Annotated in this window: 22 protein-coding genes, 1 tRNA gene and 1 other RNA gene; 9 read left to right on the top strand and 15 right to left on the bottom strand. The window is 67.5% G+C overall.

Annotated elements, in window-relative coordinates:
- Nucleotides 1-3: 3 nt before the first annotated feature.
- The 3 genes from ACJH5R_RS21500 to ACJH5R_RS21490 form a co-directional block, all read right to left on the bottom strand.
- Nucleotides 4-852 (bottom strand): DUF559 domain-containing protein, encoded by an 849-nt coding sequence (locus ACJH5R_RS21500; RefSeq protein ID WP_406782869.1) that lies wholly within the window; start codon nucleotides 850-852, stop codon nucleotides 4-6.
- Nucleotides 853-955: 103 nt separating this feature from the next.
- Nucleotides 956-1,567, bottom strand: a complete 612-nt coding sequence (gene recR / locus ACJH5R_RS21495) for a recombination mediator RecR (protein ID WP_047319776.1) — start codon at nucleotides 1,565-1,567, stop codon at nucleotides 956-958.
- Complete coding sequence (locus tag ACJH5R_RS21490) at nucleotides 1,568-1,903, bottom strand: YbaB/EbfC family nucleoid-associated protein (protein WP_406756807.1); 336 nt, start codon at nucleotides 1,901-1,903, stop codon at nucleotides 1,568-1,570.
- A gap of 118 nt (nucleotides 1,904-2,021) precedes the next feature.
- Here ACJH5R_RS21490 and ACJH5R_RS21485 point away from each other — a divergent pair, with 118 nt between their 5' ends.
- From ACJH5R_RS21485 to ACJH5R_RS21475, 3 genes are read left to right on the top strand one after another with little or no spacing between them, the layout of a single operon-like run.
- The gene (locus ACJH5R_RS21485; RefSeq protein ID WP_406756806.1) at nucleotides 2,022-2,786 is read left to right on the top strand and encodes an Rv3717 family N-acetylmuramoyl-L-alanine amidase; all 765 of its coding nucleotides are present in this window, start codon (nucleotides 2,022-2,024) and stop codon (nucleotides 2,784-2,786) included.
- Between the two features lie 52 nt (nucleotides 2,787-2,838).
- Nucleotides 2,839-4,218: an FAD-binding oxidoreductase gene (locus ACJH5R_RS21480; RefSeq protein WP_406782868.1), complete on the top strand. Its 1,380-nt coding sequence runs from the start codon at nucleotides 2,839-2,841 to the stop codon at nucleotides 4,216-4,218.
- A gap of 38 nt (nucleotides 4,219-4,256) precedes the next feature.
- Nucleotides 4,257-5,519, top strand: a complete 1,263-nt coding sequence (locus ACJH5R_RS21475; RefSeq protein ID WP_406782879.1) for a class I SAM-dependent methyltransferase — start codon at nucleotides 4,257-4,259, stop codon at nucleotides 5,517-5,519.
- Here the strand turns inward: ACJH5R_RS21475 and ACJH5R_RS21470 are convergent.
- Nucleotides 5,516-6,730: an FAD-dependent oxidoreductase gene (locus ACJH5R_RS21470; protein ID WP_406756804.1), complete on the bottom strand. Its 1,215-nt coding sequence runs from the start codon at nucleotides 6,728-6,730 to the stop codon at nucleotides 5,516-5,518. The genes ACJH5R_RS21475 and ACJH5R_RS21470 overlap by 4 nt on opposite strands.
- 82 nt (nucleotides 6,731-6,812) lie before the next feature.
- On the opposite strand from ACJH5R_RS21470, the gene ACJH5R_RS21465 reads away from it, so the two are divergent.
- Nucleotides 6,813-8,129, top strand: a complete 1,317-nt coding sequence (locus ACJH5R_RS21465; RefSeq protein WP_406756803.1) for a class I SAM-dependent methyltransferase — start codon at nucleotides 6,813-6,815, stop codon at nucleotides 8,127-8,129.
- 12 nt (nucleotides 8,130-8,141) lie between these two features.
- Here the strand turns inward: ACJH5R_RS21465 and ACJH5R_RS21460 are convergent, their stop codons facing one another.
- From ACJH5R_RS21460 to ffs, 4 genes are all read right to left on the bottom strand, one after another.
- A complete protein-coding gene (locus ACJH5R_RS21460) occupies nucleotides 8,142-10,100 on the bottom strand; it encodes a DNA polymerase III subunits gamma/tau (protein WP_406782867.1) in 1,959 nt (652 codons plus the stop codon).
- Between the two features lie 55 nt (nucleotides 10,101-10,155).
- Complete coding sequence (locus ACJH5R_RS21455) at nucleotides 10,156-10,758, bottom strand: CHAP domain-containing protein (RefSeq protein ID WP_406782866.1); 603 nt, start codon at nucleotides 10,756-10,758, stop codon at nucleotides 10,156-10,158.
- A gap of 1 nt (nucleotide 10,759) precedes the next feature.
- Complete coding sequence (locus ACJH5R_RS21450; protein ID WP_406756800.1) at nucleotides 10,760-12,088, bottom strand: aminotransferase class I/II-fold pyridoxal phosphate-dependent enzyme; 1,329 nt, start codon at nucleotides 12,086-12,088, stop codon at nucleotides 10,760-10,762.
- Nucleotides 12,088-12,184: signal recognition particle sRNA small type (ffs, locus tag ACJH5R_RS21445), an RNA gene on the bottom strand. The genes ACJH5R_RS21450 and ffs overlap by 1 nt, the downstream gene beginning before the upstream one ends.
- 100 nt (nucleotides 12,185-12,284) lie before the next feature.
- On the opposite strand from ffs, the gene ACJH5R_RS21440 reads away from it, so the two are divergent.
- The 3 genes from ACJH5R_RS21440 to ACJH5R_RS21430 all read left to right on the top strand — a co-directional run bounded on the left by ACJH5R_RS21440 (nucleotide 12,285) and on the right by ACJH5R_RS21430 (nucleotide 14,592).
- Nucleotides 12,285-12,370, top strand: a tRNA-Ser gene (locus ACJH5R_RS21440).
- Between the two features lie 81 nt (nucleotides 12,371-12,451).
- Nucleotides 12,452-13,228, top strand: a complete 777-nt coding sequence (locus tag ACJH5R_RS21435) for a hypothetical protein (RefSeq protein WP_406782865.1) — start codon at nucleotides 12,452-12,454, stop codon at nucleotides 13,226-13,228.
- A gap of 29 nt (nucleotides 13,229-13,257) precedes the next feature.
- Nucleotides 13,258-14,592 carry a DUF4226 domain-containing protein gene (locus ACJH5R_RS21430; protein WP_406782864.1) on the top strand — a complete coding sequence of 445 codons (1,335 nt, stop codon included), beginning with the start codon at nucleotides 13,258-13,260 and terminating at the stop codon, nucleotides 14,590-14,592.
- Between the two features lie 22 nt (nucleotides 14,593-14,614).
- Here the strand turns inward: ACJH5R_RS21430 and ACJH5R_RS21425 are convergent, their stop codons facing one another.
- The 4 genes from ACJH5R_RS21425 to ACJH5R_RS21410 all read right to left on the bottom strand — a co-directional run bounded on the left by ACJH5R_RS21425 (nucleotide 14,615) and on the right by ACJH5R_RS21410 (nucleotide 19,253).
- Nucleotides 14,615-15,178, bottom strand: coding sequence for a hypothetical protein (locus tag ACJH5R_RS21425; protein ID WP_406756797.1), 564 nt, complete (start codon nucleotides 15,176-15,178; stop codon nucleotides 14,615-14,617).
- Between the two features lie 11 nt (nucleotides 15,179-15,189).
- Nucleotides 15,190-15,663 (bottom strand): DUF5078 domain-containing protein, encoded by a 474-nt coding sequence (locus ACJH5R_RS21420; RefSeq protein WP_406756796.1) that lies wholly within the window; start codon nucleotides 15,661-15,663, stop codon nucleotides 15,190-15,192.
- Nucleotides 15,664-15,879: 216 nt separating this feature from the next.
- Nucleotides 15,880-18,780 carry an RND family transporter gene (locus ACJH5R_RS21415; protein ID WP_406756795.1) on the bottom strand — a complete coding sequence of 967 codons (2,901 nt, stop codon included), beginning with the start codon at nucleotides 18,778-18,780 and terminating at the stop codon, nucleotides 15,880-15,882.
- A complete protein-coding gene (locus ACJH5R_RS21410) occupies nucleotides 18,777-19,253 on the bottom strand; it encodes an MmpS family protein (RefSeq protein WP_406756918.1) in 477 nt (158 codons plus the stop codon). Before ACJH5R_RS21410 ends, ACJH5R_RS21415 begins: the two co-directional genes overlap by 4 nt.
- 56 nt (nucleotides 19,254-19,309) lie before the next feature.
- On the opposite strand from ACJH5R_RS21410, the gene ACJH5R_RS21405 reads away from it, so the two are divergent.
- Complete coding sequence (locus tag ACJH5R_RS21405; protein WP_406756794.1) at nucleotides 19,310-19,993, top strand: TetR family transcriptional regulator; 684 nt, start codon at nucleotides 19,310-19,312, stop codon at nucleotides 19,991-19,993.
- 1 nt (nucleotide 19,994) lies between these two features.
- Here ACJH5R_RS21405 and ACJH5R_RS21400 read toward each other — a convergent pair whose 3' ends face one another.
- The 3 genes from ACJH5R_RS21400 to ACJH5R_RS21390 are packed head-to-tail and all read right to left on the bottom strand — an operon-like array spanning nucleotide 19,995 to nucleotide 23,006.
- Entirely contained in the window at nucleotides 19,995-21,014 is a 1,020-nt protein-coding gene (locus tag ACJH5R_RS21400) for a DNA polymerase domain-containing protein (protein ID WP_406756793.1), read from the bottom strand.
- A complete protein-coding gene (locus ACJH5R_RS21395) occupies nucleotides 21,014-22,057 on the bottom strand; it encodes an ATP-dependent DNA ligase (RefSeq protein WP_406756792.1) in 1,044 nt (347 codons plus the stop codon). The genes ACJH5R_RS21400 and ACJH5R_RS21395 overlap by 1 nt, the downstream gene beginning before the upstream one ends.
- A gap of 43 nt (nucleotides 22,058-22,100) precedes the next feature.
- Entirely contained in the window at nucleotides 22,101-23,006 is a 906-nt protein-coding gene (locus ACJH5R_RS21390; protein ID WP_406756791.1) for a haloalkane dehalogenase, read from the bottom strand.
- Nucleotides 23,007-23,082: 76 nt separating this feature from the next.
- Between ACJH5R_RS21390 and ACJH5R_RS21385 the strand changes: the two genes are divergently transcribed.
- Entirely contained in the window at nucleotides 23,083-23,499 is a 417-nt protein-coding gene (locus ACJH5R_RS21385; RefSeq protein WP_406756790.1) for a DUF302 domain-containing protein, read from the top strand.
- The last annotated feature ends 122 nt before the right edge of the window (nucleotides 23,500-23,621 follow it).

Here is a 23,621-nt window from a genome sequence, read left to right as displayed (position 1 = left end):
GCTTCAGGGTCGCCAGCCGCGAGACTGCAGGGCCGCGCGCACCCGGGTTGTCACGTCACGGGGATGGTCTTCATTGATCACCCGGATATTGATCCAGCCCACGGCTTCCAGCCGGCGCTGACGCTGGTGGTCCTTGACGTACTGCGGACGGTCGGTGCGGTGCTGATCCCCGTCGTACTCGGCGGCCACCCGGTACTTCTCCCAGCCCAGGTCGAGGTAGGCGAACGGCGCATAGCTGCGGTCGCACACCGGGATCTGGGTGGTCGGAGTCGGCAGCCCCGCATCGACGAGGAGTAGCCGCAGCCAGGTCTCCTTGGGTGAGGCGGCGCCGGCGTCGACGAGCGGCAGCACCGTGCGCAGCCGGCGTAGACCCCGTGCGCCTTTGTGATGCTTGGCGATCAACAGCACGTCCTCGGTACTGAACGGGGTGGCCCGGGCCAGGGCATCGAGCCGGGCGAGCGCCCTGCCGCGGGGCAGGTGGCGGGCCAGGTCGTAGGCGGTGCGGGCCGAGGTGGTGACCCGCAATCCCCCGGCGTGGGTGATCTCGTCGTCACGCAGCGTCTCGTCGCGCACGATCAGGCCGGTTTGCGGGCGGATATCGGTCGCGATGAGCTCGACAGCGATGTTGTGGTCGACCCATTGGGCGCCATGCAGGGCAGACGCCGCGACCCCGGCGATCACTCCTTCGCGCCCGGCACTTAACCAAGCCGCCATCGTGCGGTCACGCAGCGTAGGAGTCGCGTCTTTGCTCAGGTAGGTCCCGCGGTAGAGGCGGCGATACCAACGCTGCAATTCGTGGCGGGTCAGGCGGCCGTCGGCGATCGCCTCGCTGGCGACAAAGACCTCTCCCATGGCGAGATGGTGCCAGCCCTCACCGACACGTCACCGAGACCGACGTTTTGCAGGGAAAGTGCGAGTAGAGATCTGCAAAACGTCGATTTCGCGGCATTAGGGGCTAGGCCATAGCGCGGCGGCCGGTGAAGGCCCGGCCCAAGGTCAGCTCGTCGGCGAACTCCAGGTCACCGCCCATCGGCAAACCGGACGCCAAACGCGTCACGCTGAGTCCGGGAATGTCGCGCAGCACCCGCACGAGGTAGGTGGCGGTGGCCTCGCCCTCGGTGTTGGGGTCGGTGGCGATGATCACCTCGCTGACGTCAACCCCGTCAATCCGTTCCCCGACCCGATTCAGCAGCTCACGCACCCGCAGTTGCTCGGGGCCGATCCCCGACAAGGGATCCAGCGCCCCGCCGAGCACGTGGTAGCGGCCGCGGAACTCCCGGGTGCGCTCGATGGCCGCGACGTCTTTGGGCTCCTCGACGACGCAGATCTGGGCGAAGTCGCGGCGCGGGTCCCCGCAGATCCGGCAGCGTTGCGCGTCGGCGACGTTTCCGCACACCTCACAGAACTGCACCCCGTCGCGGACCTTGGTGAGCACCGCGGTGAGCCGGTCGATCTCCGGCGGCTCCACCGACAGCAGGTGAAACGCGATCCGCTGGGCGCTCTTGGGGCCGATGCCCGGCAGCTTGCCCAGCTCGTCGATCAGGTCCTGAACCGGACCCTCGAACACCTAGGCTCCCGGCATGCCGAGCGCACCGCCCATGCCGCCGGCCAGCGGCGAGAGCCGCTGCTGGGCCAGCGTGTGCGCCTTCTTCGAGGCGTCGGCGAGCGCTCCCACGAGCAGGTCCTGCAGGGTCTCGATGTCCTCGGGGTCGACGACCTTGGGGTCGATGTGCACCGCGAGCACCTCGCCGCTGCCGTTGGAGGTGACCTTGACCAGGCCTCCACCGGCCTCGCCGTGCACCTCGGTGACGGCCAGCTCCTGCTGCGCCTGCAGCAGTCGCTGCTGCATCTGCTGAGCCTGGGCCAGCAGCGCCGACATGTCGGGCGGGCCTCCTGGTTGCATGACACTCCCCTTGCGTTGTCGTGTGCGTGGTCTCGACTGGGTTGCGGCTTGGTTTCAGCTGCGAGACCCGGTGCGTGTGAGATTTCCAGCGTAGTCGGCCCCGGCCTACCTTGGCGGCGTGCGCGTACCAGTTCTTGTCCGTGTCGGTATCGCGATCACCACCGGCCTGGTGGTGGCCGCCGCGATACCGAGCGCCCCGCTGTCCTTCGCCGCCCCCACCAACATCGCCGGCATGATCGTGTTCCTCGACCCCGGACACAGCGGCGGGGGCGACCCCGCCGCGCTGTCACGCCAGGTGCCCAACGGCCGGGGCGGCACCAAGAACTGCCAGACCAGCGGCACCGCGACCAATTCCGGCTACCCCGAGCACAGCTTCACCTGGGACACCACACTGCGGATCCGCCAAGCCCTCAACTCCGCCGGGGTCCGCACCGCGATGTCGCGGGGTGACGACAACGGGCCGGCCCCGTGCATCGACGCACGCGCCGCGGCGGCCAATGCGCTGCACCCCAATGCCATCGTGTCCATCCACGCCGACGGCGGGCAGCCCGCCGGCCGCGGATTCCACGTCAACTACTCCGCACCGCCACTGAACCCGGCCCAAGAGGGCCCGGCAGTACGGTTCGCCCAGATCATGCGCAGCCAGTTGCAGGCCGCGGGCATTCCCCCGGCCAACTACATCGGCACCGACGGCTTGAAGGGGCGGGCCGACCTGGCCGGGCTGAACCTGGCCGAATACCCGTCGATCCTGGTCGAGCTGGGCAACATGAAAAACGCCACCGATGCGGGCCTGATGGAGAGTCCGGCGGGCCGCCAGCGCTACGCCGATGCGGTGGCGCGCGGCATCGCCAGTTTCCTGAGTAGTCAGACTCAGCTGCCCTGACCCGCTGCGCGGTGCGTGCAGATCCGCCGATCCGCCGTTAGCGTGGGAGGTGATGTCCGTTCGGCCGGCCGATACACCGACATCCCACGCGCGGGGGGTGCAGCTCCTGCTGGACAGCTACCGGAACATCCCCGCCGACGAATCGGTCCGGTTGGCCAAGCCCACCTCCAACCTGTTTCGGGCGCGCGCGAAGCGCCAGGCACCCGGTCTGGACACCTCGGGCCTGGTCAGCGTCATCGCCGTCGACCCGGAGAACCGCACCGCCGACGTCGACGGCATGTGCACTTACGAGGATCTGGTCGCCGCCACCCTCCCGTACGGCCTGGCGCCGTTGGTGGTCCCGCAGCTCAAGACGATCACGGTGGGCGGCGCGGTCAGTGGCCTGGGAATCGAGTCGGCATCGTTCCGCAATGGCCTTCCGCACGAGTCGGTGCTGGAGATGGACGTGCTCACCGGCAGCGGCGAACTGCTGACGGTATCGCGCGACCGGCATGAGGACCTGTTTCATGCGTTTCCGAATTCCTATGGCACGCTGGGATATTCGACGCGACTGCGGATCGAGCTGGAAGCCGTCAAGCCGTTCGTCGCGTTGCGGCACATCCGATTCGATTCCCTCGACGAGCTGGTGTCGGCGATGGATCGCATCATCGACACCGGCGGGCTCGAGGGCGTTCCGGTGGATTACCTCGACGGGGTGGTGTTCAGCCCCCGGGAGAGCTACCTGTGTGTCGGTATCGCGACCGATTCTCCCGGTGCCGTCAGCGACTACACCGGCCAGCAGATCTACTACCGCTCGATCCGGCATGCGCACGGGATCAAAGACGACCGGCTGACCGTCCACGATTACCTGTGGCGCTGGGACACCGACTGGTTCTGGTGCTCGCGCGCGTTCGGGGCACAGCGCCCCCTGGTGCGACGGTGGTGGCCGCGGCGCTACCGGCGCAGCAGTGTCTATTCGAAGCTGATCGCCTACGACCAGCGCTTCGCGATCGCCGACCGGATCGAGAAACGGAATCACCGCCCGCCACGTGAGCGCGTGGTGCAAGACATCGAAGTCCCGCTAGAGCACTGCCGGCAGTTCCTGGACTGGTTCTTCGCCCACGTGCCGATCGAGCCGGTGTGGTTATGCCCGCTGCGGCTGCGCGGTGACGAGGAGTGGCCGCTGTACCCGATCCGGTCCAACCGCACCTACGTCAACGTCGGGTTCTGGTCGTCGGTCCCGGCCGGAGCCACCGAGGGGGCCACCAATCGCCTGATCGAGGCCAAGGTGAGCGAGCTGAATGGCCACAAGTCGCTGTACTCCGACTCCTACTACACCGCCGCGGAGTTTGACGAGCTCTACGGCGGTGAAACCTATCGGCGGATCAAGAAGATTTACGACCCCGACTCGCGGCTACTGGACCTCTACGCCAAGGCGGTGCGACGACGATGACGATCGACAGCGCGCAGGTACGCACTCCGACCGGCAGGATGAGCCTGGCCCAGGTGCTGGAGACCCTGTCCACCGACGGACACCTGCCGCTGCGCTTCACCGCCTACGACGGCAGCAGCACCGGACCCGACGACGCGCCCCTGGGCCTGGACCTGCTGACCCCGCGCGGCACCACCTATCTGGCCACCGCTCCGGGCGAGTTGGGGATGGCCCGCGCCTACATCTCCGGCGACCTGGGGCTGCACGGCGTGCACCCCGGGGATCCCTATCTGCTGCTCAAGGCCCTCGCCGACGAGCTGCACTTCAAGCGGCCCTCGCCGAGAGTGCTGGCCAACATCGTGCGCTCGATCGGGATCGAACATCTGGTGCCGATCGCCCCGCCACCCCAAGAGGCACTGCCCCGGTGGCGGCGCATCGCGGAAGGCTTACGGCACAGCAAGTCTCGGGATGCCGAGGCGATTCACCACCACTACGACGTGTCCAACGACTTCTACGAATGGGTGCTGGGGCCGTCGATGACGTACACCTGCGCGGTCTACCCGTCGCCGGATGCGACGCTGGAGCAGGCCCAGGAGAACAAGTACCGGCTGATCTTCGACAAACTGCGGCTGTGCCCCGGCGACCTGCTGCTCGACGTGGGCTGCGGCTGGGGTGGCATGGTGCGCTACGCGGCGCGGCACGGGGTACGCGCGATCGGTGCGACACTGTCGGCCGAGCAGGCCCAGTGGGCACAGCGCGCGATCGCCGACGCCGGCCTGGCCGACCGGGCCGAGGTGCGGCACTGCGATTACCGCGACGTCGGCGAATCCGGATTCGACGCGGTCTCCTCGATCGGGATGACCGAACACATCGGCGTGGCCAACTACCCCGCCTATTTTGAATTCCTCAAGTCCAAGCTGCGGCCCGGCGGCCTACTGCTCAACCACTGCATCACCCGGGCGGACAACAAATCCAGTGCGACCGCCGGCGATTTCATCGACCGCTACGTGTTCCCCGACGGGGAGCTGGCCGGATCAGGCCGCATCATCAGCGAGATCCAGGACGCCGGCCTGGAGGTGCTGCACACCGAGAACTTGCGCAACCACTACGAGCTGACGCTGCGCGATTGGTGCGCCAATCTGGTAGCGCGCTGGGACGACGCCGTCGCCGAAGTCGGGCTGGCCACCGCCAAGGTGTGGGGTCTGTACATGGCAGGTTCCCGGCTGGGCTTCGAGCACAACGTGATTCAGCTTCATCACGCGCTGGCGACCAACGGCGGCGACGGTGCCGGTCTGCCGCTGCGGCCGTGGTGGCGGGCCTAACGGCGGGCGAAGGCCGGGGCACGCTCGGGGCGCACCCCCACACCGACCAGGTAGGCCGGAATCGCCGAGAGCCAGGGCAACCTGGCGAACAACGTGCCCGCACTCGCCGGCGGGCTCAGGTTCTCGCCGCGCAGGATCGGGTTGAGCGCCCGGTGCGCCGCCCGCTGCACCGATTGGGTGACGACGGTGGGCAGCTCCCGACGTCGCTGTACGGCGGCCAGATCCCGGCGGGTCACCCGCCCTTGCCGTAGCGGCTCGGCCAGGATGGTCGCGGCGGCCACCGCATCCTGCACCGCCAGATTGATGCCCACACCACCCACCGGCGACATGGCATGCGCTGCGTCGCCGATGCACAGCAGCCCGTCAATACTCCAGTGCCGCAACCGATTCACCCGCACGTCAAGATGTTTGACGTCGTCCAGCGTCCGGAGCGCCTCCACCGAATCCGCGGCCTCGGGAATGAGCTCGACCACGTCGCGGCGGAACGCCTCGATACCGCGCGCCCGCTTGTCCGCGTCGGTGCCTTTGCGCCCCAGGTAGGCGACCTGGAAGTAACTGTCGCGCGGAATCATGATCGCGGCCCGGCCCGGCCCGAGCCGGGGCAACAGGGTGGGCTGGGCGGCGCGGTCGTTCGGCAGCCGGAACCACCACACATCGAAGTTCACCGGAAACTCGCGCGAGTGCAAGCCGGCCTCGTGCCGTGCGACAGACCAGCGCCCGTCACAGGCGACCGTGAGGTCGGCGCGCAGTTCACCGGTGCCGTCGGCGTCGCGGTAGCGCACTCCGGCCACCCGACCGTCTTCGTGCAGCAGCCCGGTGACCTCGGTCTGCATCCGCAAGCTGAACGTCGGCTCGGTCTGCGCGGACTCGGCGAGCAGGTTGAGCAGGTCCCACTGCGGCACCATCGCGACGTAGGGGTGCGGCTGGCGGCGCAACCGGCCGAAGTCGACCACCGTGACGTCGTGCCCGGCCACGTCCAGGCTGACCTGGTGGATCTCGCTGTGCGCCAGCGTCGTAAAGCGCTCCCAGAGCCCGAGCTCGTCGAGGAGTCGCAAGGTGGTGGGATGCACAGTGTCGCCACGGAAGTCACGCAGGAAGTCGGCGTGCTTCTCCAGCAGCGTCACCTGCACACCGGCCCGGGCCAGCAATAACCCGAGAACCATGCCTGCCGGTCCACCACCGACGATCGCGCAGGTGGTTGTTTCGGTCATCTCGCCCATTGCGGTGCAACGTTACGCGTGTTTGAGGTGGCGCCCGGGCGGTTATCCGCATCTCGACAAGGGGGGTTTCATCATGACGGCCAAAACACTCATCAGAAGCACGAACACCACCGCGAACGGCAAGCTGGGGCTGGCCGAGATTCTGGTGCTACTGGCCGGCGGGGGGCAGCCGCCGCTGAAGATCTCCGCCTACGACGGCAGCACTGCCGGCCCCGATGACGCAGAACTGGGAGTCGATCTGCTGAATCCGCGCGCCACCGCGTATCTGGCCACCTCACTGGGCCAACTCGGCATAGCCCGGGCCTACGTGTCGGGTGACCTGGAACTGCGTGGTGTCCATCCGGGAAATCCCTACGAGGTGCTCAACGCCATGGCGGACCTCGAGTTCAAGCACCCGTCGCCGCGCGATATGGCCAACATCGTCCGCTCCATCGGACTGAGGAATCTCAAGCCGATCGCGCCGCCTCCGGAGGAGGCGCCACCCAAATGGCGACGCACCGCCAGCGGGCTGCGGCACAGCAAGTCTCGGGACGCGGACGCGATTCATCACCACTACGACGTGTCGAACACCTTCTACGAGTGGGTGCTGGGCCCGTCGATGACCTACACCTGTGCGATCTACCCGACCGCCGACGCGACACTGGAAGAAGCCCAGGAGAACAAATACCGGCTGATCTTCGACAAGCTGCGCCTCAAGCCCGGAGATCGCCTGCTTGACGTCGGCTGCGGCTGGGGCGGCATGGTGCGCTACGCCGCGCGCCGCGGGGTGCACGCGCTCGGAGCCACCCTGGCGGCCGAGCAGGTCGCCTGGGCGCAGCAGGCGATCGCCGATGAAGGGCTCTCCGAGTTCGCCGAAGTCCGGCACTGCGACTACCGGGACGTGCGGGAGACCGAGTTCGACGCCGTCTCGTCGATCGGAATGACTGAGCACATCGGGGTGAAGAACTACCCGTCCTACTTCCGTTTCCTCAAATCGAAACTGCGCACCGGTGGTCTGCTGCTCAACCACTGCATCACAACGGCGGACAATTCGATCTACAAGGGCGATCCATTCACCGACCGATACGTCTTCCCCGACGGGGAGATCACCGGCGTGGGAACCATCACCGCCGAGATCCAGCAGACCGGTCTCGAGGTCCTGCACGAGGAGGACTTCCGGCTCCACTACGCCAAGACGCTGCGCGGCTGGTGCCAGAACCTGGTGGACCACTGGGACGAGGCCGTCGCCGAAGTCGGCCTGGGCCGCGCCAAGGTGTGGGGTCTGTACATGGCGGCGGCGGTAATCGGCTTCGAGCGCAACCAATGTCAGTTACACCACGTGCTGGCCGGCAACGTCGACAAGCAGGGTGGCGATGGGGGCCTGCCGCTGCGGCCCTGGTGGACCCCCTAGAAAAACCAGCCTTCAGTCGCCTCTGATCGGGCGGGCGCCCAGCTCGTTCTGCAACAACTCCAGGGCCACTTCTTCGGGGTCGCGGCGGGGTGGGGCGTCAGAACCGGCGTCCACAGCAGCCTCGGCCAGCATGGCCTCCTCGTCGGCACGCCGCGCCGATTCCACATCGACGGCAGCGGGCGCAGCCGAGGGGCCCGCTTCCGGAGCGGGTCCGCCGGCCTCGCAGCGCACCCGCCAGTTCACCCCGAGGGCATCCTTGAGCGCCTCGACGATGACGTCGGCGTTGCGTTGCTCCGAAAGCCGCCGGGCCAGCGGGGCCGACTCGTGACTGAGCACCAGGGTGTTGCCGTCCACGGTGCGCACCGTGGCGCCGGCCAGCATCACCTCGGTGGTGCGGCTGCGCTGACGAACCTTGTCGCGCACCGTGGTCCACATCGCGCGCACGGCGGCGGCATCGGGCTCGCCCGGGGTCACCGCCGCAGCGGGCGCAGGCGCCGGCGGCGCGGGTTCAGGCTCGGGTTGCGGCGTCGGCGCCGGCACGGGTGGCGCAGCGGGGTCGGGTTCGGGCACTGCCACCGCGGGTGCCGGCACCGGCTCGGGAGCGGGGGCGGGGGCGGGCGCGGGGGCAGGCACCGGCGCAGGCTCGGGCGCGGACTCAGCTGCCCGGGCCGAGCGGCGGGTGAACTGCTTGCCGGCTGACGCGGCGGGTGCCGCTGGGGCGGCTGCTGGGGCGGCAGCGGCCGGAGCCGGCGAGCTCGCGGTGGGAGCGGCGCCGGCTCGCGCGGGCGCCGACGGGATCGACATGTCGAGCCGGCCCTCAATGCGCTCAACCCGTTGCAGCAGTGCGGCTTCGGTGTCGGCGGCCGAGGGCAACAGCAGCCGGGCGCACACCACCTCCAGCAGCAGCCGCGGCGCGGTCGCACCACGCATCTCACCGAGGCCGGCATGCACCACCTCGGCATAACGGGCCAGGGTGGCCGGACCCAGCCGGGCGGCCTGGTCATGCATCCGCTCCAGCATGTCCTCCGGCGCGTCGACCACACCCTTGGCGACCGCATCCGGGACCGCCTGCAGCACGATCAGGTCCCGGAACCGCTCCAGTAGGTCGATGGCGAACCGGCGCGGGTCATGGCCGGCGTCGACGACTGCCTCGACCGCACCGAACAGCGATGCGGCGTCCCCAGCTGCCAGGGCGTCGACCGCCTCATCGATCAGGGCGACATCGGTGGCCCCCAACAGGCCCAGCGCCCGCTGATAGTGGACGTGGTCAATGCCGGTGTCGTCCTTCTCCGAGCCGGCCAGCAACTGGTCGAGCACCGAGAGGGTGTCGCGCGGCGAGCCGCCACCGGCCCGGATCACCAGCGGATAGACCGCGTCGTCGACGGCGACATGCTCCTGCTCGCAGATCCGGCCGATCAACTCCCGCATGGTCCGCGGGGCAAGCAGGCGGAACGGATAGTGGTGGGTGCGCGACCGGATGGTCGGCAGCACCTTCTCCGGCTCGGTGGTGGCGAACACGAAGATCAGGTGGTCGGGCGGCTCCTCGACGATCTTGAGCAGCGCGTTGAAGCCCGCGGTGGTCACCATGTGCGCCTCGTCGATGATGAAGATCCGGTAGCGCGACTGGGCGGGGGCGTAGAAGGCGCGATCGCGCAGATCGCGGGTGTCGTCGACGCCGCCGTGACTGGCCGCGTCGAGTTCGACGACGTCGATGCTGCCCGGACCGTTGGGGGCCAACGCCACGCACGAGTCGCACGTTCCGCACGGCGTCGGGGTGGGCCCCTGCGCACAGTTCAGCGACCTGGCCAGGATGCGCGCCGACGACGTCTTGCCGCAGCCGCGGGGCCCGGAGAACAGGTAGGCGTGGTTGATCCGGTTCGCCGACAAGGCGGTGCACAGGGGTTCGGTGACGTGCTCCTGCCCCACCACTTCGGCGAAGGTTGCCGGTCGGTATTTGCGGTAGAGCGCCACGCAAGGGAGGTTACTTGCTCGGCCCGACGACGGTGCAGGCCCGGCAGGCCAAGCGCTACGGCTTCGGGCGCAGATACCCCAATGTGTTCCACATCGGGCTGAAGTCACGCTGGTTGAGCGTGACGAACAACCGGCCGCCGGCGTTCTGGTCGGCGGTCTGATAGCTCAGCAGCGGACCGTGCCCGCGGACGTCGGTGACGACCGCGGCGTGCCCGTGCTCGCTGACGTAACCGCCGGGGTCGTAGACCACGATGTCGCCGACCCGCGGCTCGTTCAGGCCGCCGTCGAACGGCACCTGGTCGAAGTACCGGCTCAGGCCGTTGGTGGGGAAATGGTGGTAGAGGTCGGAGACGTTGCCGCTGGGATCGGTGTTGCGCCACCAGCCCAGCGACTGGATGTAGTGCTCGACGAGCGGGTAGCACTGGCCGTCGCCGTAGACCACCGGATTGCCCAGTGCGGCTTCGGCGGCGTCGTGCCGGAAAAGGTCGAGCTCCTCAGCCGCCCTGGGCGGCAAGGCCTCGACTTGCTCGGGCGCGGCAGCTGGAGCCGGCACCGGCTTCGGGTCGACGGGCGGACCCGGCAGTGCGGACGCTGCCGGTACCGGGCCCAGCACCACGAAAGCTGCCGCCACCACCGCGCAGCCCCAGACTCTGGACATCTCAGCCCAGCAGCTGCTCGGCAGCGGCCAGCAGCGCACAGGTGGCCAGTCCGTCGACGGCGTCGCGCAGGTCCTCGGTGGACGGGAACGACGGGGCGATCCGGATGTTCTTGTCCTCGGGGTCCTTGCGGTACGGGAACGACGCACCGGCCTCGGTGACCGCGATGCCGGCGTCCTTGGCCAGCGCGACGGTGCGACGCGCGGTGCCCGGCCAGACATCCAGGCTGATGAAGTAGCCGCCCTTGGGGTCGGTCCACGACGCGATCTTGGAGTCCCCGAGGCGACGCTCCAGGATTTCGGCGGCCAGCTCGAACTTGGGCGCCAGGATCTCCTGGTGGCGGCGCATGTGCAGCCGCACCCCGTCGGCGTCGCCGAAGAACCGCAGGTGACGCAGCTGGTTGACCTTGTCCGGGCCGATCGAGCGCTTCCCGGCGTACTGCAGGTACCAGGCGATGTTGCCCAGCGAGCCGCCGAAGAAGCTGACACCCGCACCGGCGAAGGTGATCTTCGAGGTGGAGGCGAACACGTACGGCCGGTTCGGGTTGCCCGCGGCCGCGGCCAGCCCCAGCACGTCGATCTGGTGGGGGAATTCGGTGGTCAGGGTGTGCACCGCGTAGGCGTTGTCCCAGAACAGCCGGAAGTCGGGAGCGGCGGTCTTCATCTGCACCAGCCGGCGCACGGTCTCCCAGGAGTAGGTGATGCCGGTCGGGTTGCCGAACACCGGCACGGTCCACATGCCCTTGATGGCCGGGTCGGCGGCGACGAGCTCTTCGATCAGGTCGACGTCCGGGCCGTCCTCGCGCATCGGGACACCGATCATCTCGATGCCCAGGGTCTCGGTGATCGCGAAGTGCCGGTCATAGCCGGGCACCGGGCACAGGAACTTGACGGCCGGCTCCTGGCTCCAGGGCCGCGGCGAGTCCACGCCACCGTGCAGCATCGAGTAGACGACGACGTCGTGCATGAATTCCAGGCTCGCGTTGTTGCCGGCGATCAGGTTGGGCACCGCGATGCCGAGCAGCTCCCCGAAGATGGACCGCAGCTCGGGCAGACCGTGCAGGCCGCCGTAGTTGCGGGTGTCGGTGCCGTCGTCGGCGCGGTAGTCGTCGGGGCCGGGCAGGGCCAGCAGGCCGTTGGCCAGGTCGAGCTGCTCGGGCGCCGGCTTGCCGCGGGTCAGGTCCAGTGACAGCTTCTTAGCCTGCAGCTCGGCGTAGTCCCGCTGGTAGCGCTCATATTGCGCGGTCAGGTCGGCACGGTTGAGGGTATGCAGCGACACGACGACCCTTTCAAGTCCCTTATCAAGCGCGATCCGCCGGCGAAGGCCCGACATATAAGGGGACCCCGCGCACCCGCCAGAGCCCATTGACCCTTGCTGCCTTCCGGCCCTGGGGGAGTTCACAGGATGGACGCCGCGCGGGGTCCAGGGGCAAGTCTAGCGGTCCAGCAGAGCGCGGCGACGCGGGGCGGGAACCCGACTGGAAGAGCAGTGCGCAGGCCCGCCGAGGGACTCAGTTACCATTGCCGACGGAGGATTCGCCTAGTGGCCTATGGCGCTCGCCTGGAACGCGGGTTGGGTTAATAGCCCTCAGGGGTTCAAATCCCCTATCCTCCGCACCCGATTCAGGTGCGGCCGGACCGAAAGATCGAGGTCCGGTCGCACCTGAATCACTAGCTGACGAGCATGGGAGGTGGCGTGAGTCGTACCGTCGCCACGATTTGGCACGCGTCGCTCTCGACCCTCGCCGCCATTCTGTATTTCCTCTTTGTCCTGCCGCGATGGTGGGAGCTGACCGGCTTCAGTCCGCATGTGCTGGGCACCGTGATGCGAGTCATCCTCGGACTGCTGGTCGGGGCAACGGCCCTGCCGGTGGCGGCGGTGTTGAAGCAGGCCCGCAAGCCCGAGTACGGCACCCCGCAGCTGGCACTGTCGCTGTTGACCGGCTCGATCGTGGCGCACCTGGTGGCCGGAGCGTTGATCGCGGGCACCGCGGTCAGCGAGATCTGGTTGTCGCTGGACAGCTTCGGAATGTGGCTGTTCGGGATTTACGGGGCCGCGGCCGCGATCGCCCTGTTGGGAATCGGCGCGTTCTACCTGGCGTTCGTCGCCGAGATGCCGCCGCCGCCGCCCAAACCGATCAAGCCCAAGGCCGAAAAGCAGCCCAAGAAAGAGCGCCGGCGGGGCAAGAAGTCCGGCGACGCGAAGGCCGAAGACTCTGAGGCCGACGACGAGGACACTGACGAGGCCGACGACGACGTGGCCGACGAGGACGTGGCCGACGAGGCCGACGACGACGTGGCCGACGAGGACGTGGCCGACGAGGACACTGACGAGGCGACGGACGCTGACGACGCCGAGACCGAAGCCGACGACGAAGCCGAGTCGGCGGGCGAGGACGCGGACGAGCCGGCATCGACCGACGAGAACAAGCTGCGCCCCACCGGCAAGCGCCGGGCGAAAAAGAGCCAGTAGCCCGACCCGGCCCGACTACCCTGTGCGCTATGGCCGAGAACCTCGGTGCTTTCGCGGATGCGGCGCGCGCGCGTGAAGACCTGCTGGCGAACCGGCTGGCGGCATCGGTAGCGGCCGACAAAGAGCTCCAGTCGGTCCTGCAGCAGGCCGTGCGGCACAGCGTGAGTTCGCGGCAACGCCTCGACGCCATCGAGGCCGAGATCCGCGAATCGGCAGCCAGCTGGCCGGGCCTGGACACCCCCACCGGTTCCCGCCAATTCCAGCGATTCCTGACCGCCAAGACTCGCGAGATCCACCGGGTGGTCTCCGAGGCCGCCGCCGACAGTCGGCAGCGGGCTCAGCTGGTGCAGACCCTGACCAACCACTACAAGCTGGGCAGCGGTGAGGACGGACAGGACCCACATATCCGGCTGGTGGACAACACGATTCCCGCCGACGGCCAGCAGCCGCACGACCCCACCATCGCCGGCGTGGGCAGCCCGCCCATGCCGGAGAAGCAGGACGGTGCACCGTATGACCTGGGGGCGACCATCCCGGGCACCGGCATCGTCATCACCGGCGATCCGGAGAGCGGCCACCCCCGCATACACATCCCCGGCAAGCCCGACATCGACAACCCGTTCCCCGTCGACGACGGTTTCCGGGCACTGCCGACCGGCACCGCCGTCGGCCCCGACGGTCAGCAATACGCGTTCTACAGTGTGCGGCCCTACGGACTCGGCACCTCACCGGACAACTACATCGCGCCGGAGTCGCGGGTACAGAATCTGGCCGACCCGGCAACGGATTTGGGTCCGCTGCTGGGCACCCCGCTCGGTTCGGACACCAAGGTGGGCATCTCCCAGGCCAGCGGCGTCTACGACCCGGCATCCGGAACCATGGTCATCGTCGGGAACGTCGGCCAGGACGGTCAGCGCGCCCTGTGGCAGTCGGCCCCGGTCGTCGCCGGTGATCCGCCGAACTCCTGGATGAACAGCCTGCACGAGGTCGGTACCTTCAACAACCTCGGTCCCGGCAACCGGGAGAACCAGATTGTGCCCCTGCCCCAGGGCGGGTATCTGTTGACCAGCGCAAGCGACGACCATCAGGTCATGGGCGTGGCCGCGGGTACCCCCCAGGGCCTGCTCCAGGCTCCCGCACAGGACCTCACCGGCCCCGGATTCATCCCGAGCCCCGGCAACCAGCCGGCCGTGCCGTATGGGCCGAGCATCGTCAACGTCGAGACGCTTCCCAACGGGCAAGAGCAGGTGACCATGCGGGTCAGCACGTGGCCGACACCGGAGGGCTGGCCGGTCGGGCCAGATGCCCCACCACCGCCCTATCACCCGCGGACCTACACGACCACCTTCAACATCGACCCGTAGCGCAGCCGGGGCCTTGGCAGCGTCAGAACGCCGAACTGCCCGACGGGCTCAGCACGAACCCGTGATGCCCCAGCGAGGTGTCCAGGCAGGCGACGAGCTGGTCGGTGCCCACTGCGCAGGTGACATTGCCGTAGGTCAGCTTCTGCCCTACGCCCAGGAAGGCCCCGTTGGAGAATTGGCGGCCGCACCCGGTCGATTCGCGGTTCAGCCGCAGGCCCGCCGCGCCCTGGGAGCGCACCGTCCCGATCACACAACCGCCCGCCACCGGGGCGCCCGAGCCGAGCGGCGCGTTGGCCAGGCCCGGCATGTCGCCGTCGCACATGATGGCCTGCGATGATCCCGCCGGCGGATCGATGGCGTCGAATTGGCAGGCGACGTTGTAGGGCGTGGAAAAATTCACCCAGCGCCCCGGCCCCTTCGGGCCCGTCGAGATGTAGTTGTCCACCGGGGCGGCGGTGAAGTCGTCAAAGTTGGGGAACCCCGCAGGTTGAGCACCCGCAGGAGATCCCGGAGCCCCGAGGAGCAAGCCGCCCGCCGCGCCGGCGACGAGCAGAACCCGCATGACTCGACGGATGGAACCGCTCATCGCCTCTCCTGTTACGGCTTGGGGGCCCAGTCCCACACCGACATGTCGTCGCGCGGGTACTGGCTGCAGGCCTCGGTCGACTTGGCGACGACGCCCTTGTTGTTGAAGAAGATCTTGGCGTGGTTGGGCCACGACACCGTCACCGGGTCGGCGAAGTTGGTCGCCAGTTCCTCGGAGTAGGCCCGGCGCTGCTCGGGGTTCAGCGAGAAGAACCAGTGCATCTTGTCGATGGCAGCCTGCTGCACCTGCACCGGCTTGTTGTGCATGTCGATCATGTAGCGCTCGTAGTAGATCGGCGACAGGTCACGACTGGCGGCCAGCATCTGCTCGGCGCTGCATTCGGTGCGGATCACCCGGCGTGGGATCGGGAAGTCGTCGGTCGCGTCGGCGGAGGCGGTGGCGGGCAACAGCACCGCGGCCGCTGCTGCACTTACCGCGGCAGCAGTCACGACGATGCCCCGCAGAAACGGGCGGTGCGTACGCATGGAGTCCACTGTAGCCATTCCCCCGGTCCTTTCACTCTGTCAGTTTTCGGACGCCGAACCCGACGGTGAGACCACTGAGTCGGGTGAAGCAGGTGAGGCGAATGCGCCAGCAAATGGCCGCTCAGCCATTCGAACTCAGTAAGCAATGCTACATAACTTTAGTCATGCTACCTAATTGGTTTTCTGGCCCCTGAGCATGCAATCGCTCACATCCGGCTACCGGTTGTGGGCCAGCTCCTGGGTGTCATCTCCCCGCGCGAGCGCGGCGGCTTCTCGGTGCCGGGCGGCTTTCCCGCCGACGTGCGGCAACACGTTGATCGGCCACCAGAACCAGCGCCCCAGCAGCGCCGCGATCGAGGGCGTCATGAACGACCGCACGATCAACGTGTCGAACATCAGGCCCAGCCCGATCGTGGTGCCGATCTGCCCGATGATGCGCAGGTCACTGACCGCCATCGACGTCATGGTGAAGGCAAACACCAGTCCGGCCGACGTCACCACCTTCCCGGTGCCGCCCATCGCCCGGATGATGCCGGTATGCAGCCCGGCGTGGATCTCCTCCTTGAACCGGGCTACCAGTAGCAGGTTGTAGTCGGAGCCCACCGCCAGCAGGATGATCACGCTCATCACCAGCACCAGCCAGTGCAGCTGCATGCCGATGAGGTACTGCCAGAACAGCACCGACAGCCCGAACGACGCGCCCAAGGACAGCGCCACGGTGCCGACGATCACCAGCGCGGCGATCAGGGCACGGGTGATCAGCAGCATGATGATGAAAATCAGGCACAACGAGGCGATTCCGGCGATCAACAGGTCATAGTTGGAGCCGTCGTGCATGTCCTTGAACAGCGACGCCGTGCCGCCGAGATAGATCTTGGCGTCTTCGAGCGGTGTGCCCTTGAGCGCCTCTTCGGCCGCGGTGCGGATCTTGTCGATGTGCGAAATACCTTCGGCCGTAGCCGGATTGCCGCGGTGCGAAATCATCATCCGGACGGCCTTGCCATCCGGAGAGATGAACATGTTCATCGCCCGCTTGAAGTCCGGGTTCTCGAACACCTCGGGCGGCAGGTAGAACGAATCGTCGTTCTTGGACTCGTCGAACGCCTTGCCCATCGCGGTGGCGTTGTCGCTCATCTCGTCCATCTGGGCGAAGATGCCGGACATGGTGCTGTGCATCGTCAGCATCATGGTCCGCATGGTCTCCATGGTGTCGATCATCGGCGGGAACGTGGTCAGCATCTGCGGCATGAGGGCGTCCATGTCAGCCATGTGCGCGATCATCTTGTCCATGCTCTCGCTCATCGGATCAACGCTGTCGACCATGTCGAACGCCGAGCGCAGCGAGAAGCAGATCGGGATGTCGTAGCAGTGCGGTTCCCAGTAGAAGTAATTGCGGATCGGCCGCCAGAAGTCTTCGAAATCGGCGATGTGGTCCCGGATCTCGTAGATCTGGGCCTGTAGGTCGTCCATGTCGACGACCATCGCGTGAGTGGTGGCGGCGAGTTGGCCCATGTAGCCCAGCATCTGGCGCATGGTGGCGATGGTCTGCTCCATGGCCTCGGCCTGGGTCAGCATGTCGTCCATGCGCTTCTTCTGGAACTGCATGGTCTGCAGCTGGCCGGCGTTCTGCATGCTGATCTGGAACGGGATCGAGGTGTGCTCCAGCGGGGTGCCCTGCGGGCGGGTGATCGCCTGCACCCGGGAGATCCCGACGACCTTGAACACCGACTTGGCCAGCTTGTCGATGATCAGGAAGTCCGACGGGTTACGCATGTCGTGATCGGACTCGATCAGCAGCACCTCGGGCATCATCCGGGACTGCGAGAAGTGCCGGTCCGCCGCGTTGAAGCCCTCATTGGCGGGGATGTCGGACGGAATGTATTTCCGGTCGTCATAGGCGGGTTGATATCCCGGCAGCGTCAGCAGGCCTACCGCCGCGACCGCCAGCGAGGCGACCAGAACCGGGCCGGGCCAGCGGACGATCACCGTGGCCACCCGCCGCCAGCCGCGGGTGCTGGTGGCGCGCTTGGGGTCGAACAGGCCGAACCGGCTACCGACGGTGATGAGCGCCGGGCCCAGCGTCAACGCCGCGGTGACCGAGATGAGCATGCCTACCGCGCACGGGATGCCCAGCGTGACGAAGTAGGGCATCCGAGTGAAGTGCAGGCAGAACACCGCCCCGGCGATGGTCAGGCCCGAGCCCAGGATGACGTGTGCGACGCCTTCAAAGGCCGTGTAGTACGCCGATTCCCGGTCTTCGCCGGCTTGACGGGCCTCGTGATAGCGGCCGATCAGGAAGATCGCGTAGTCGGTGCCGGCGGCGATCGCCAGCGAGACCAGCAGGTTGACGGCGAATGTCGTCAACCCGACCCAGTGGTGGTGGCCCATGAACGCCACCACGCCGCTGGCGGCGTTCAGTTCCATGTAGACCATGCCCAGCAGCAGCGCCACCGTGATGACCGACCGGTAGACGAGCAACAGCATGGTCAGGATCACCAAAATGGTGACCACCATCATCTTGAACATCGACTTGTCGCCGGCATGGTTCATGTCGGCGGCCAGTGCCGCGGTGCCGGTGACGTAGACGGTCAGCCCCGGCGGTGTCTGGACCGAGTCGACGATCTCGCGGACCGAGGCGATGGAGTCGTTCGCCGCCGCCTGGCCGATATTGCCCACCAGGTTCAACTGCACGTACGTGGCTCTGCCGTCGGCACTTTGGGCGCCGACGGCGGTCATCGGGTCGCCCCAGAAGTCCTGCACATGCTGGACGTGCGCGGTGTCGGCCTTGAGCTTCTCGACCACTTCGGCGTAGTACTCGTGCTCGGCGTCGCCCAGTTCGTGGTCGGCTTCGAGCACGATCATCGCGGTGCTGTCGGAGTCCGACTCCTTGAAGACCTTGCCCATCTCCGTCATGGCCTGCATGGAGGGGGCGTCTTTAGGACTCGCCGAAACGGCGTTCTGCTTGCCGACTTCTTCCAGCGGCGGAACGGTGGCGACCAGTACCGCGATCAGCGCCAACCACGCCAAGATGATCGGTATGGCGAACCGGCGGATGGTCCGTGCGATGAACGGTCGCTCCGGCTGTTCGCCGGCGCGAGGCGTGTTGGGCTGGCTCATGCCGCCTTCAGCAGGCAGAACGTGTAGGCGTTGACCTCGTTGGAGATCCGCTCGGCCTTCACTTCGCCGTCCACGATGATGCGGCAGCCGATGCTGTTGCTATTGCCTTGAGCCATGATGCTTCCCACCACCGCGGGGAGGGTGGTGACGATTTCGAGCTGCCACGGCAGGGTGACGTCCTGGACGCGTTGCGGTTCGGAGTTGACGTCGAAGTAGCTGATGTCGGCCACCGTCCCTGGCGGACCGAAGATTTCGTAGGTCAACCGCTTGGGGTTGAACGGTTTGGTCTCGTCGTTCTGGCCGTCTGAATAGGAGGGGCGCTTCTCAGAGCCGAACAGGCCGTGGATACGCGTCACGGTGAATGCGGCAACACAGACCACTGCCACTATGACGAGGGGTATCCACACCCGGCTCAATACCTTGAAAATCGAAGTCCCCTCACACCAGGAAGCTTTGGATACCCTAACCCACATCAACGTGCGTAAACGCACGCTACAGCACTCCCATGGAGGCCTGCAACGCACATCGTGTGCGTTATCCTCTCGCTGTGCGTCAGGTCTCCTTCAAACGCGCCCGCAGTGACGCGAACAAGCGTCAGCGGGCTGATGCGTTGATGGAGGCGGCGCGTTCGGTGGCCTCGGAGAACGGTGTCGCGTCGGTGACGCTGACGGCGGTGGCGAGCCGGGCCGGGGTGCACCACTCGGCGGTACGGCGTTACTTCAGCTCGCACAAAGAGGTGCTGCTGCGGCTAGCCGCCGAGAGCTGGGAAGGCTGGTCAGACACCGTTTGCACCGCACTGCGTCAGCCCGAAACGATGTCGCCGGACCGGGTGGCCGCCACCCTGGCCAGCGGATTGGCCGCGGACCCGTTGTTCTGCGACATGCTGGCCAACCTGCACTTGCACCTCGACCATGAAGTAGACGCCGAGCGGGTGATCGAGATCCGACGAAAGATCACCGCGGCGGGGCTGACCATGGCCGACGCTCTCCTGCAGGCGCTCCCCCGACTGGGCAAGCAGGGTGCCTTCGACCTGTTGTTGGCGTCCTATTCGCTGGCGGCGCCGCTGTGGCAGGTCGCGCACCCACCGACGAAGCTGGCCGACGCTTATGCCGCCGAGCGGCAGGTGCCACCGGAGTGGAACCTGGACTTCACCACCGCGTTGACCCGACTGCTCACCGCCACCTGCATCGGGCTGTTGGCGTCCCCCAACTGACTCAGTCGGATTTCTCCCGGCTGGGCTGTACCCGCTTGGGCTCACCCGGCATCTTCGGGTAGTTCGGCGGGTAGGGCATGTCCCCCAGTCCGCGGGCTTCGTCGGCGGCCACCATCTCGAGCAACGGCTCGAGGGATTGTTCGAGGTCGTCGATGGCGTTCCACGGGTCACCGCGCCGCGCGATCAACTCCGGCACCGTGCCGATGGTGTAGTCGTCCGGATCGGCACCGTCGGCCAGTTCGTCCCACGTCAGCGGGGTGGACACGGTGGCGATCGGCGTGGCCCGTACCGAATAGGCCGACGCCATGGTGCGGTCGCGGGCGTTCTGGTTGAAGTCGACGAAGATCCGCGCGCCGCGTTCTTCCTTCCACCACGAGGCGGTGACCGCCTCCGGTGCACGCCGCTCGATCTCGCGGGCCAGCGCGATACCGGCCCGGCGGACCTCGATGAAGTCCCAGTCGGTCTTGATCCGCAGATAAACGTGCAGGCCGCGGCCGCCGGAGGTCTTGACGTGGCCGACGAGCCCGAGCTCGTCGAGCAGCGGGCGCACCACCTCCAGAGCGACCGCACGGGCCTCGGCGAAGCCGGTGCCCGGCTGCGGGTCCAGGTCGACGCGCAGCTCGTCGGGGTGATCGGTGTCGGGGCAGCGCACCGGCCAGGGATGGAAGGTCACGGTGCTCATCTGCACGGCCCACAGGATGTCGGCGGGCCGGGTGACCTTGAGGGCGTCGGCAGTACGCCCGGACGGGAACGTCACCCGGCAGGACTCCACGTTTTCCGGGTGCGAACGTGGCAGCCGCTTCTGGTAGACCTCGTCACCGTCGATGCCGTCGGGGAACCGCTGCAGGTGACTGGGCCGGTCGGCCAGGGCGTGCAGCAGCGGTCCGCCCGCCACCGCGAGGTAGTAGTCGGCCAGTGCCCGCTTGGTGCCGCCGGCACCCAGCCGAGGGAAGTACACCTTGTCGCCGCTGGTGAAACGGACCGCGGTGCCATGGACGTCCAATTCCTCGGGGCCGCGCATCAGGTCTCCAGTACGTCGGCGAGGTCGTAGTTCAGCGGCACCTCGAGCTGGTCGAAGGTGCAGCTGGCCGGGTCTCGGTCGGGACGCCACCGCAGCAGCTTGACGGTGTGCCGGAAGCGATCCCCTTCCATCTGGTCGTAGGCGACCTCGGCGACGCGCTCGGGCTGGATCGGGACCCACTGCTTGTCGGCCGCCGAGTTCCACCGGCTGGCCTCGCCGTCGCGGACGTCACCGATGCGCAGCGGTTCCAGCTCGGTCAGGAGCTTGAGCCGATCGGCGTCGGTGAACGCCGACGAACCGCCGACCATCGCCAGCTCGCCGTCGGGGCGGTACAGGCCCAGCAGTAGCGAGCCGATGCCGACGCCGCTTTTATGGATGCGATAACCCATCACCACGCAGTCGGCATCGCGGTGGTGTTTGACCTTGACCATCTCGCGCTTGCCGGGCAGATACGGTCCGTCGGTGCGCTTGGCGACCACCCCGTCCAGCCCGGCCCCCTCGAACGTGGTGAGCCAGCGGGTGGCCAGTTCGGGGTCGGCGGTGGCGCGGGTGACGTGGCAGCTTCGGCCACCGGTGATCAACTCACCCAGCGCCTGCCGGCGCGCCCGGAACGGCTCGTCGAGCAGCGACGCCGACCCGGTGGCCAGCGCGTCGAAGGCGATGAACTGCGCCGGGGTCTGTTCGGCCAGCAACCGCACCCGGCTTTCGGCGGGGTGAATTCGCTGACTGAGCGAGTCCCAGTCCAGCCGGATCCGCCCGCCGATCTGGCGCGGCACCACCACTTCCCCGTCGAGCACACAGCGCGGGGCGGTCTCGGCGCGCAGCCCCTCCAGAAGTTCCGGGAAGTAGCGGCTCAGCGGTTTGCCGTTGCGGGACTGCAGCAGCACGTCGTCGCCGTCGCGAAACACAATGGCACGAAAGCCATCCCATTTGGGTTCGTAGGACCAGCGCCCCGGCTCTTCTCCGTCACTCGGAACCCTGGCGGCCGCCTTGGCGAGCATCGGGGCCACCGGCGGCGCCACGGGCAGATCCATGGAGTCCATCATGGATGCTGCGGCCCCATCTGTCATAGAAGCGCGCCAACGGTCAGCGGCGCAGGAACTCCACGACGTGGCGGGCCAGTTCTTCACCGGCATCCTCCTGCAGGAAGTGCCCGGCGTCGTGAATCACCGGGTGTGCCCGGCCGTGTGCCCCGACCATCTCGCGCTGAAAGATCGGTGCCATGGCTCCGGTGATCGGATCGCCGTCGCTGAACGCGACCAGCATCGGGGTCTGCGAGGCGCACAGCGCAGCCCACGCCGCCCGGTTGGCCGGGGCCGCGGGATCCTCCGGTGTGGTGGGGATCAGCGACGGCATCGTCCGGGGACCGACGCAGTAGCTGTCGTCGGGAAACGGGGCGTCGTAGCCGGTTCGGACGGCTTCGCTCATCGGGCGGCGGCACCCGGACTGCACGAACCATCCGACATCGATCGTCGGTGCGGTCTGGATCGCCTCCCGGAAGCGCCACCAGACCTCCGGCATCGGAATGTCCCCGGTGGGCAGACCGGTGTTGGCCACGACGACGCCACTGAACCGGTCCGGGTTCTCGGCGAGAACCCGCAGCCCGATCAGCCCGCCCCAGTCCTGGCACACCAGCGTGACGTTGCGCAGGTCGAGGACGTCGAACGCCAGCGCACGCATCCACTCGACATGTCGCGCGTAGGTGTGGTCTTCGGAACGGGTCGGCTTGTCGGAACGGCCGAATCCGACCAGGTCCGGACAGATGACCCGATATCCCGCCTCGGCCAGGATCGGCATCATCTTGCGGTACAGATACGACCACGACGGTTCACCGTGCAGCATCAGGATCGGTTCCCCATCTTCGGGACCGTCTTGTACCCACGCCACCCGAAGCGTGCCGCCGTCATCGTCGTCGAGGTCGCAGAACTGCGGCGGGTAGGCGAAATCCGGGAGGCCGGCGAACCTGTCGTCGGGCGTGCGCAGGGTCTGCATGAGGCGACGATACCGTGACGGTATATACCCCCGGGGGTGTCTGATAGAATGGGCTCACCGCAACCAAGGAGGCCTCATGTCCGTGGCGATGAGCACTGCAGTGACCGGCACCGATTTCGACGCAGTCACCGCGAAGACCCGGGAGATTTTGAAGGACAACGGTTTCGGCGTGCTGACCGAAATCGACATGCAGGCAACACTGAAAGCCAAGCTCGGCGAGGAGATGGAGCGCTACCTGATCCTGGGTGCCTGCAATCCGCCGCTGGCGCACCGGGCCGTGACCGCCGAGAAGCGCATCGGGGTGCTGCTGCCGTGCAACGTCGTGGTCCGCGAAGACACCGAGCATCCGGGCACGGTGCTGGTGGAGGCGATGAATCCGCAGCTGATGGCCCAAGTCATCGACAATCCGGCGTTGGCGGCGATCGCCGACGAGGTGAGCGAGAAAATCCGCACCGTCATCGATACGCTGGCAGTTGCCTTGCGCACCCCCTGAAAGGAACCGCCGATGTGCTACCCCGTGCCGTGCCAGGTCTGCGGCAAAATCACCTGGGACGGCTGCGGCGAACACGTCGCAGAGGTGAAGGCCCAGGTGCCACCGGAACAGTGGTGCGGCGG

Origin of the sequence: Mycobacterium sp. SMC-19 (genome assembly GCF_045310815.1) — a bacterium.
Classification (GTDB): Bacteria; Actinomycetota; Actinomycetes; order Mycobacteriales; family Mycobacteriaceae; genus Mycobacterium.
This window is presented reverse-complemented; position numbering and strand designations above follow the sequence as displayed.

Coding starts and splice junctions, on each gene's coding strand:
- ACJH5R_RS21500 (WP_406782869.1), bottom strand. CDS start 852: ATGGGAGAGGTCTTTGTCGCCAGCGAGGCGATCGCCGACGGCCGCCTG.
- ACJH5R_RS21490 (WP_406756807.1), bottom strand. CDS start 1,903: ATGCAACCAGGAGGCCCGCCCGACATGTCGGCGCTGCTGGCCCAGGCT.
- ACJH5R_RS21480 (WP_406782868.1), top strand. CDS start 2,839: ATGTCCGTTCGGCCGGCCGATACACCGACATCCCACGCGCGGGGGGTG.
- ACJH5R_RS21475 (WP_406782879.1), top strand. CDS start 4,257: ATGAGCCTGGCCCAGGTGCTGGAGACCCTGTCCACCGACGGACACCTG.
- ACJH5R_RS21470 (WP_406756804.1), bottom strand. CDS start 6,730: ATGACCGAAACAACCACCTGCGCGATCGTCGGTGGTGGACCGGCAGGC.
- ACJH5R_RS21465 (WP_406756803.1), top strand. CDS start 6,813: ATGACGGCCAAAACACTCATCAGAAGCACGAACACCACCGCGAACGGC.
- ACJH5R_RS21455 (WP_406782866.1), bottom strand. CDS start 10,758: ATGTCCAGAGTCTGGGGCTGCGCGGTGGTGGCGGCAGCTTTCGTGGTG.
- ACJH5R_RS21450 (WP_406756800.1), bottom strand. CDS start 12,088: ATGTCGGGCCTTCGCCGGCGGATCGCGCTTGATAAGGGACTTGAAAGG.
- ACJH5R_RS21430 (WP_406782864.1), top strand. CDS start 13,258: ATGGCCGAGAACCTCGGTGCTTTCGCGGATGCGGCGCGCGCGCGTGAA.
- ACJH5R_RS21425 (WP_406756797.1), bottom strand. CDS start 15,178: ATGAGCGGTTCCATCCGTCGAGTCATGCGGGTTCTGCTCGTCGCCGGC.
- ACJH5R_RS21420 (WP_406756796.1), bottom strand. CDS start 15,663: ATGCGTACGCACCGCCCGTTTCTGCGGGGCATCGTCGTGACTGCTGCC.
- ACJH5R_RS21415 (WP_406756795.1), bottom strand. CDS start 18,780: ATGAGCCAGCCCAACACGCCTCGCGCCGGCGAACAGCCGGAGCGACCG.
- ACJH5R_RS21410 (WP_406756918.1), bottom strand. CDS start 19,253: ATGTGGGTTAGGGTATCCAAAGCTTCCTGGTGTGAGGGGACTTCGATT.
- ACJH5R_RS21400 (WP_406756793.1), bottom strand. CDS start 21,014: ATGCGCGGCCCCGAGGAATTGGACGTCCATGGCACCGCGGTCCGTTTC.
- ACJH5R_RS21395 (WP_406756792.1), bottom strand. CDS start 22,057: ATGGACTCCATGGATCTGCCCGTGGCGCCGCCGGTGGCCCCGATGCTC.
- ACJH5R_RS21390 (WP_406756791.1), bottom strand. CDS start 23,006: ATGCAGACCCTGCGCACGCCCGACGACAGGTTCGCCGGCCTCCCGGAT.
- ACJH5R_RS21385 (WP_406756790.1), top strand. CDS start 23,083: ATGTCCGTGGCGATGAGCACTGCAGTGACCGGCACCGATTTCGACGCA.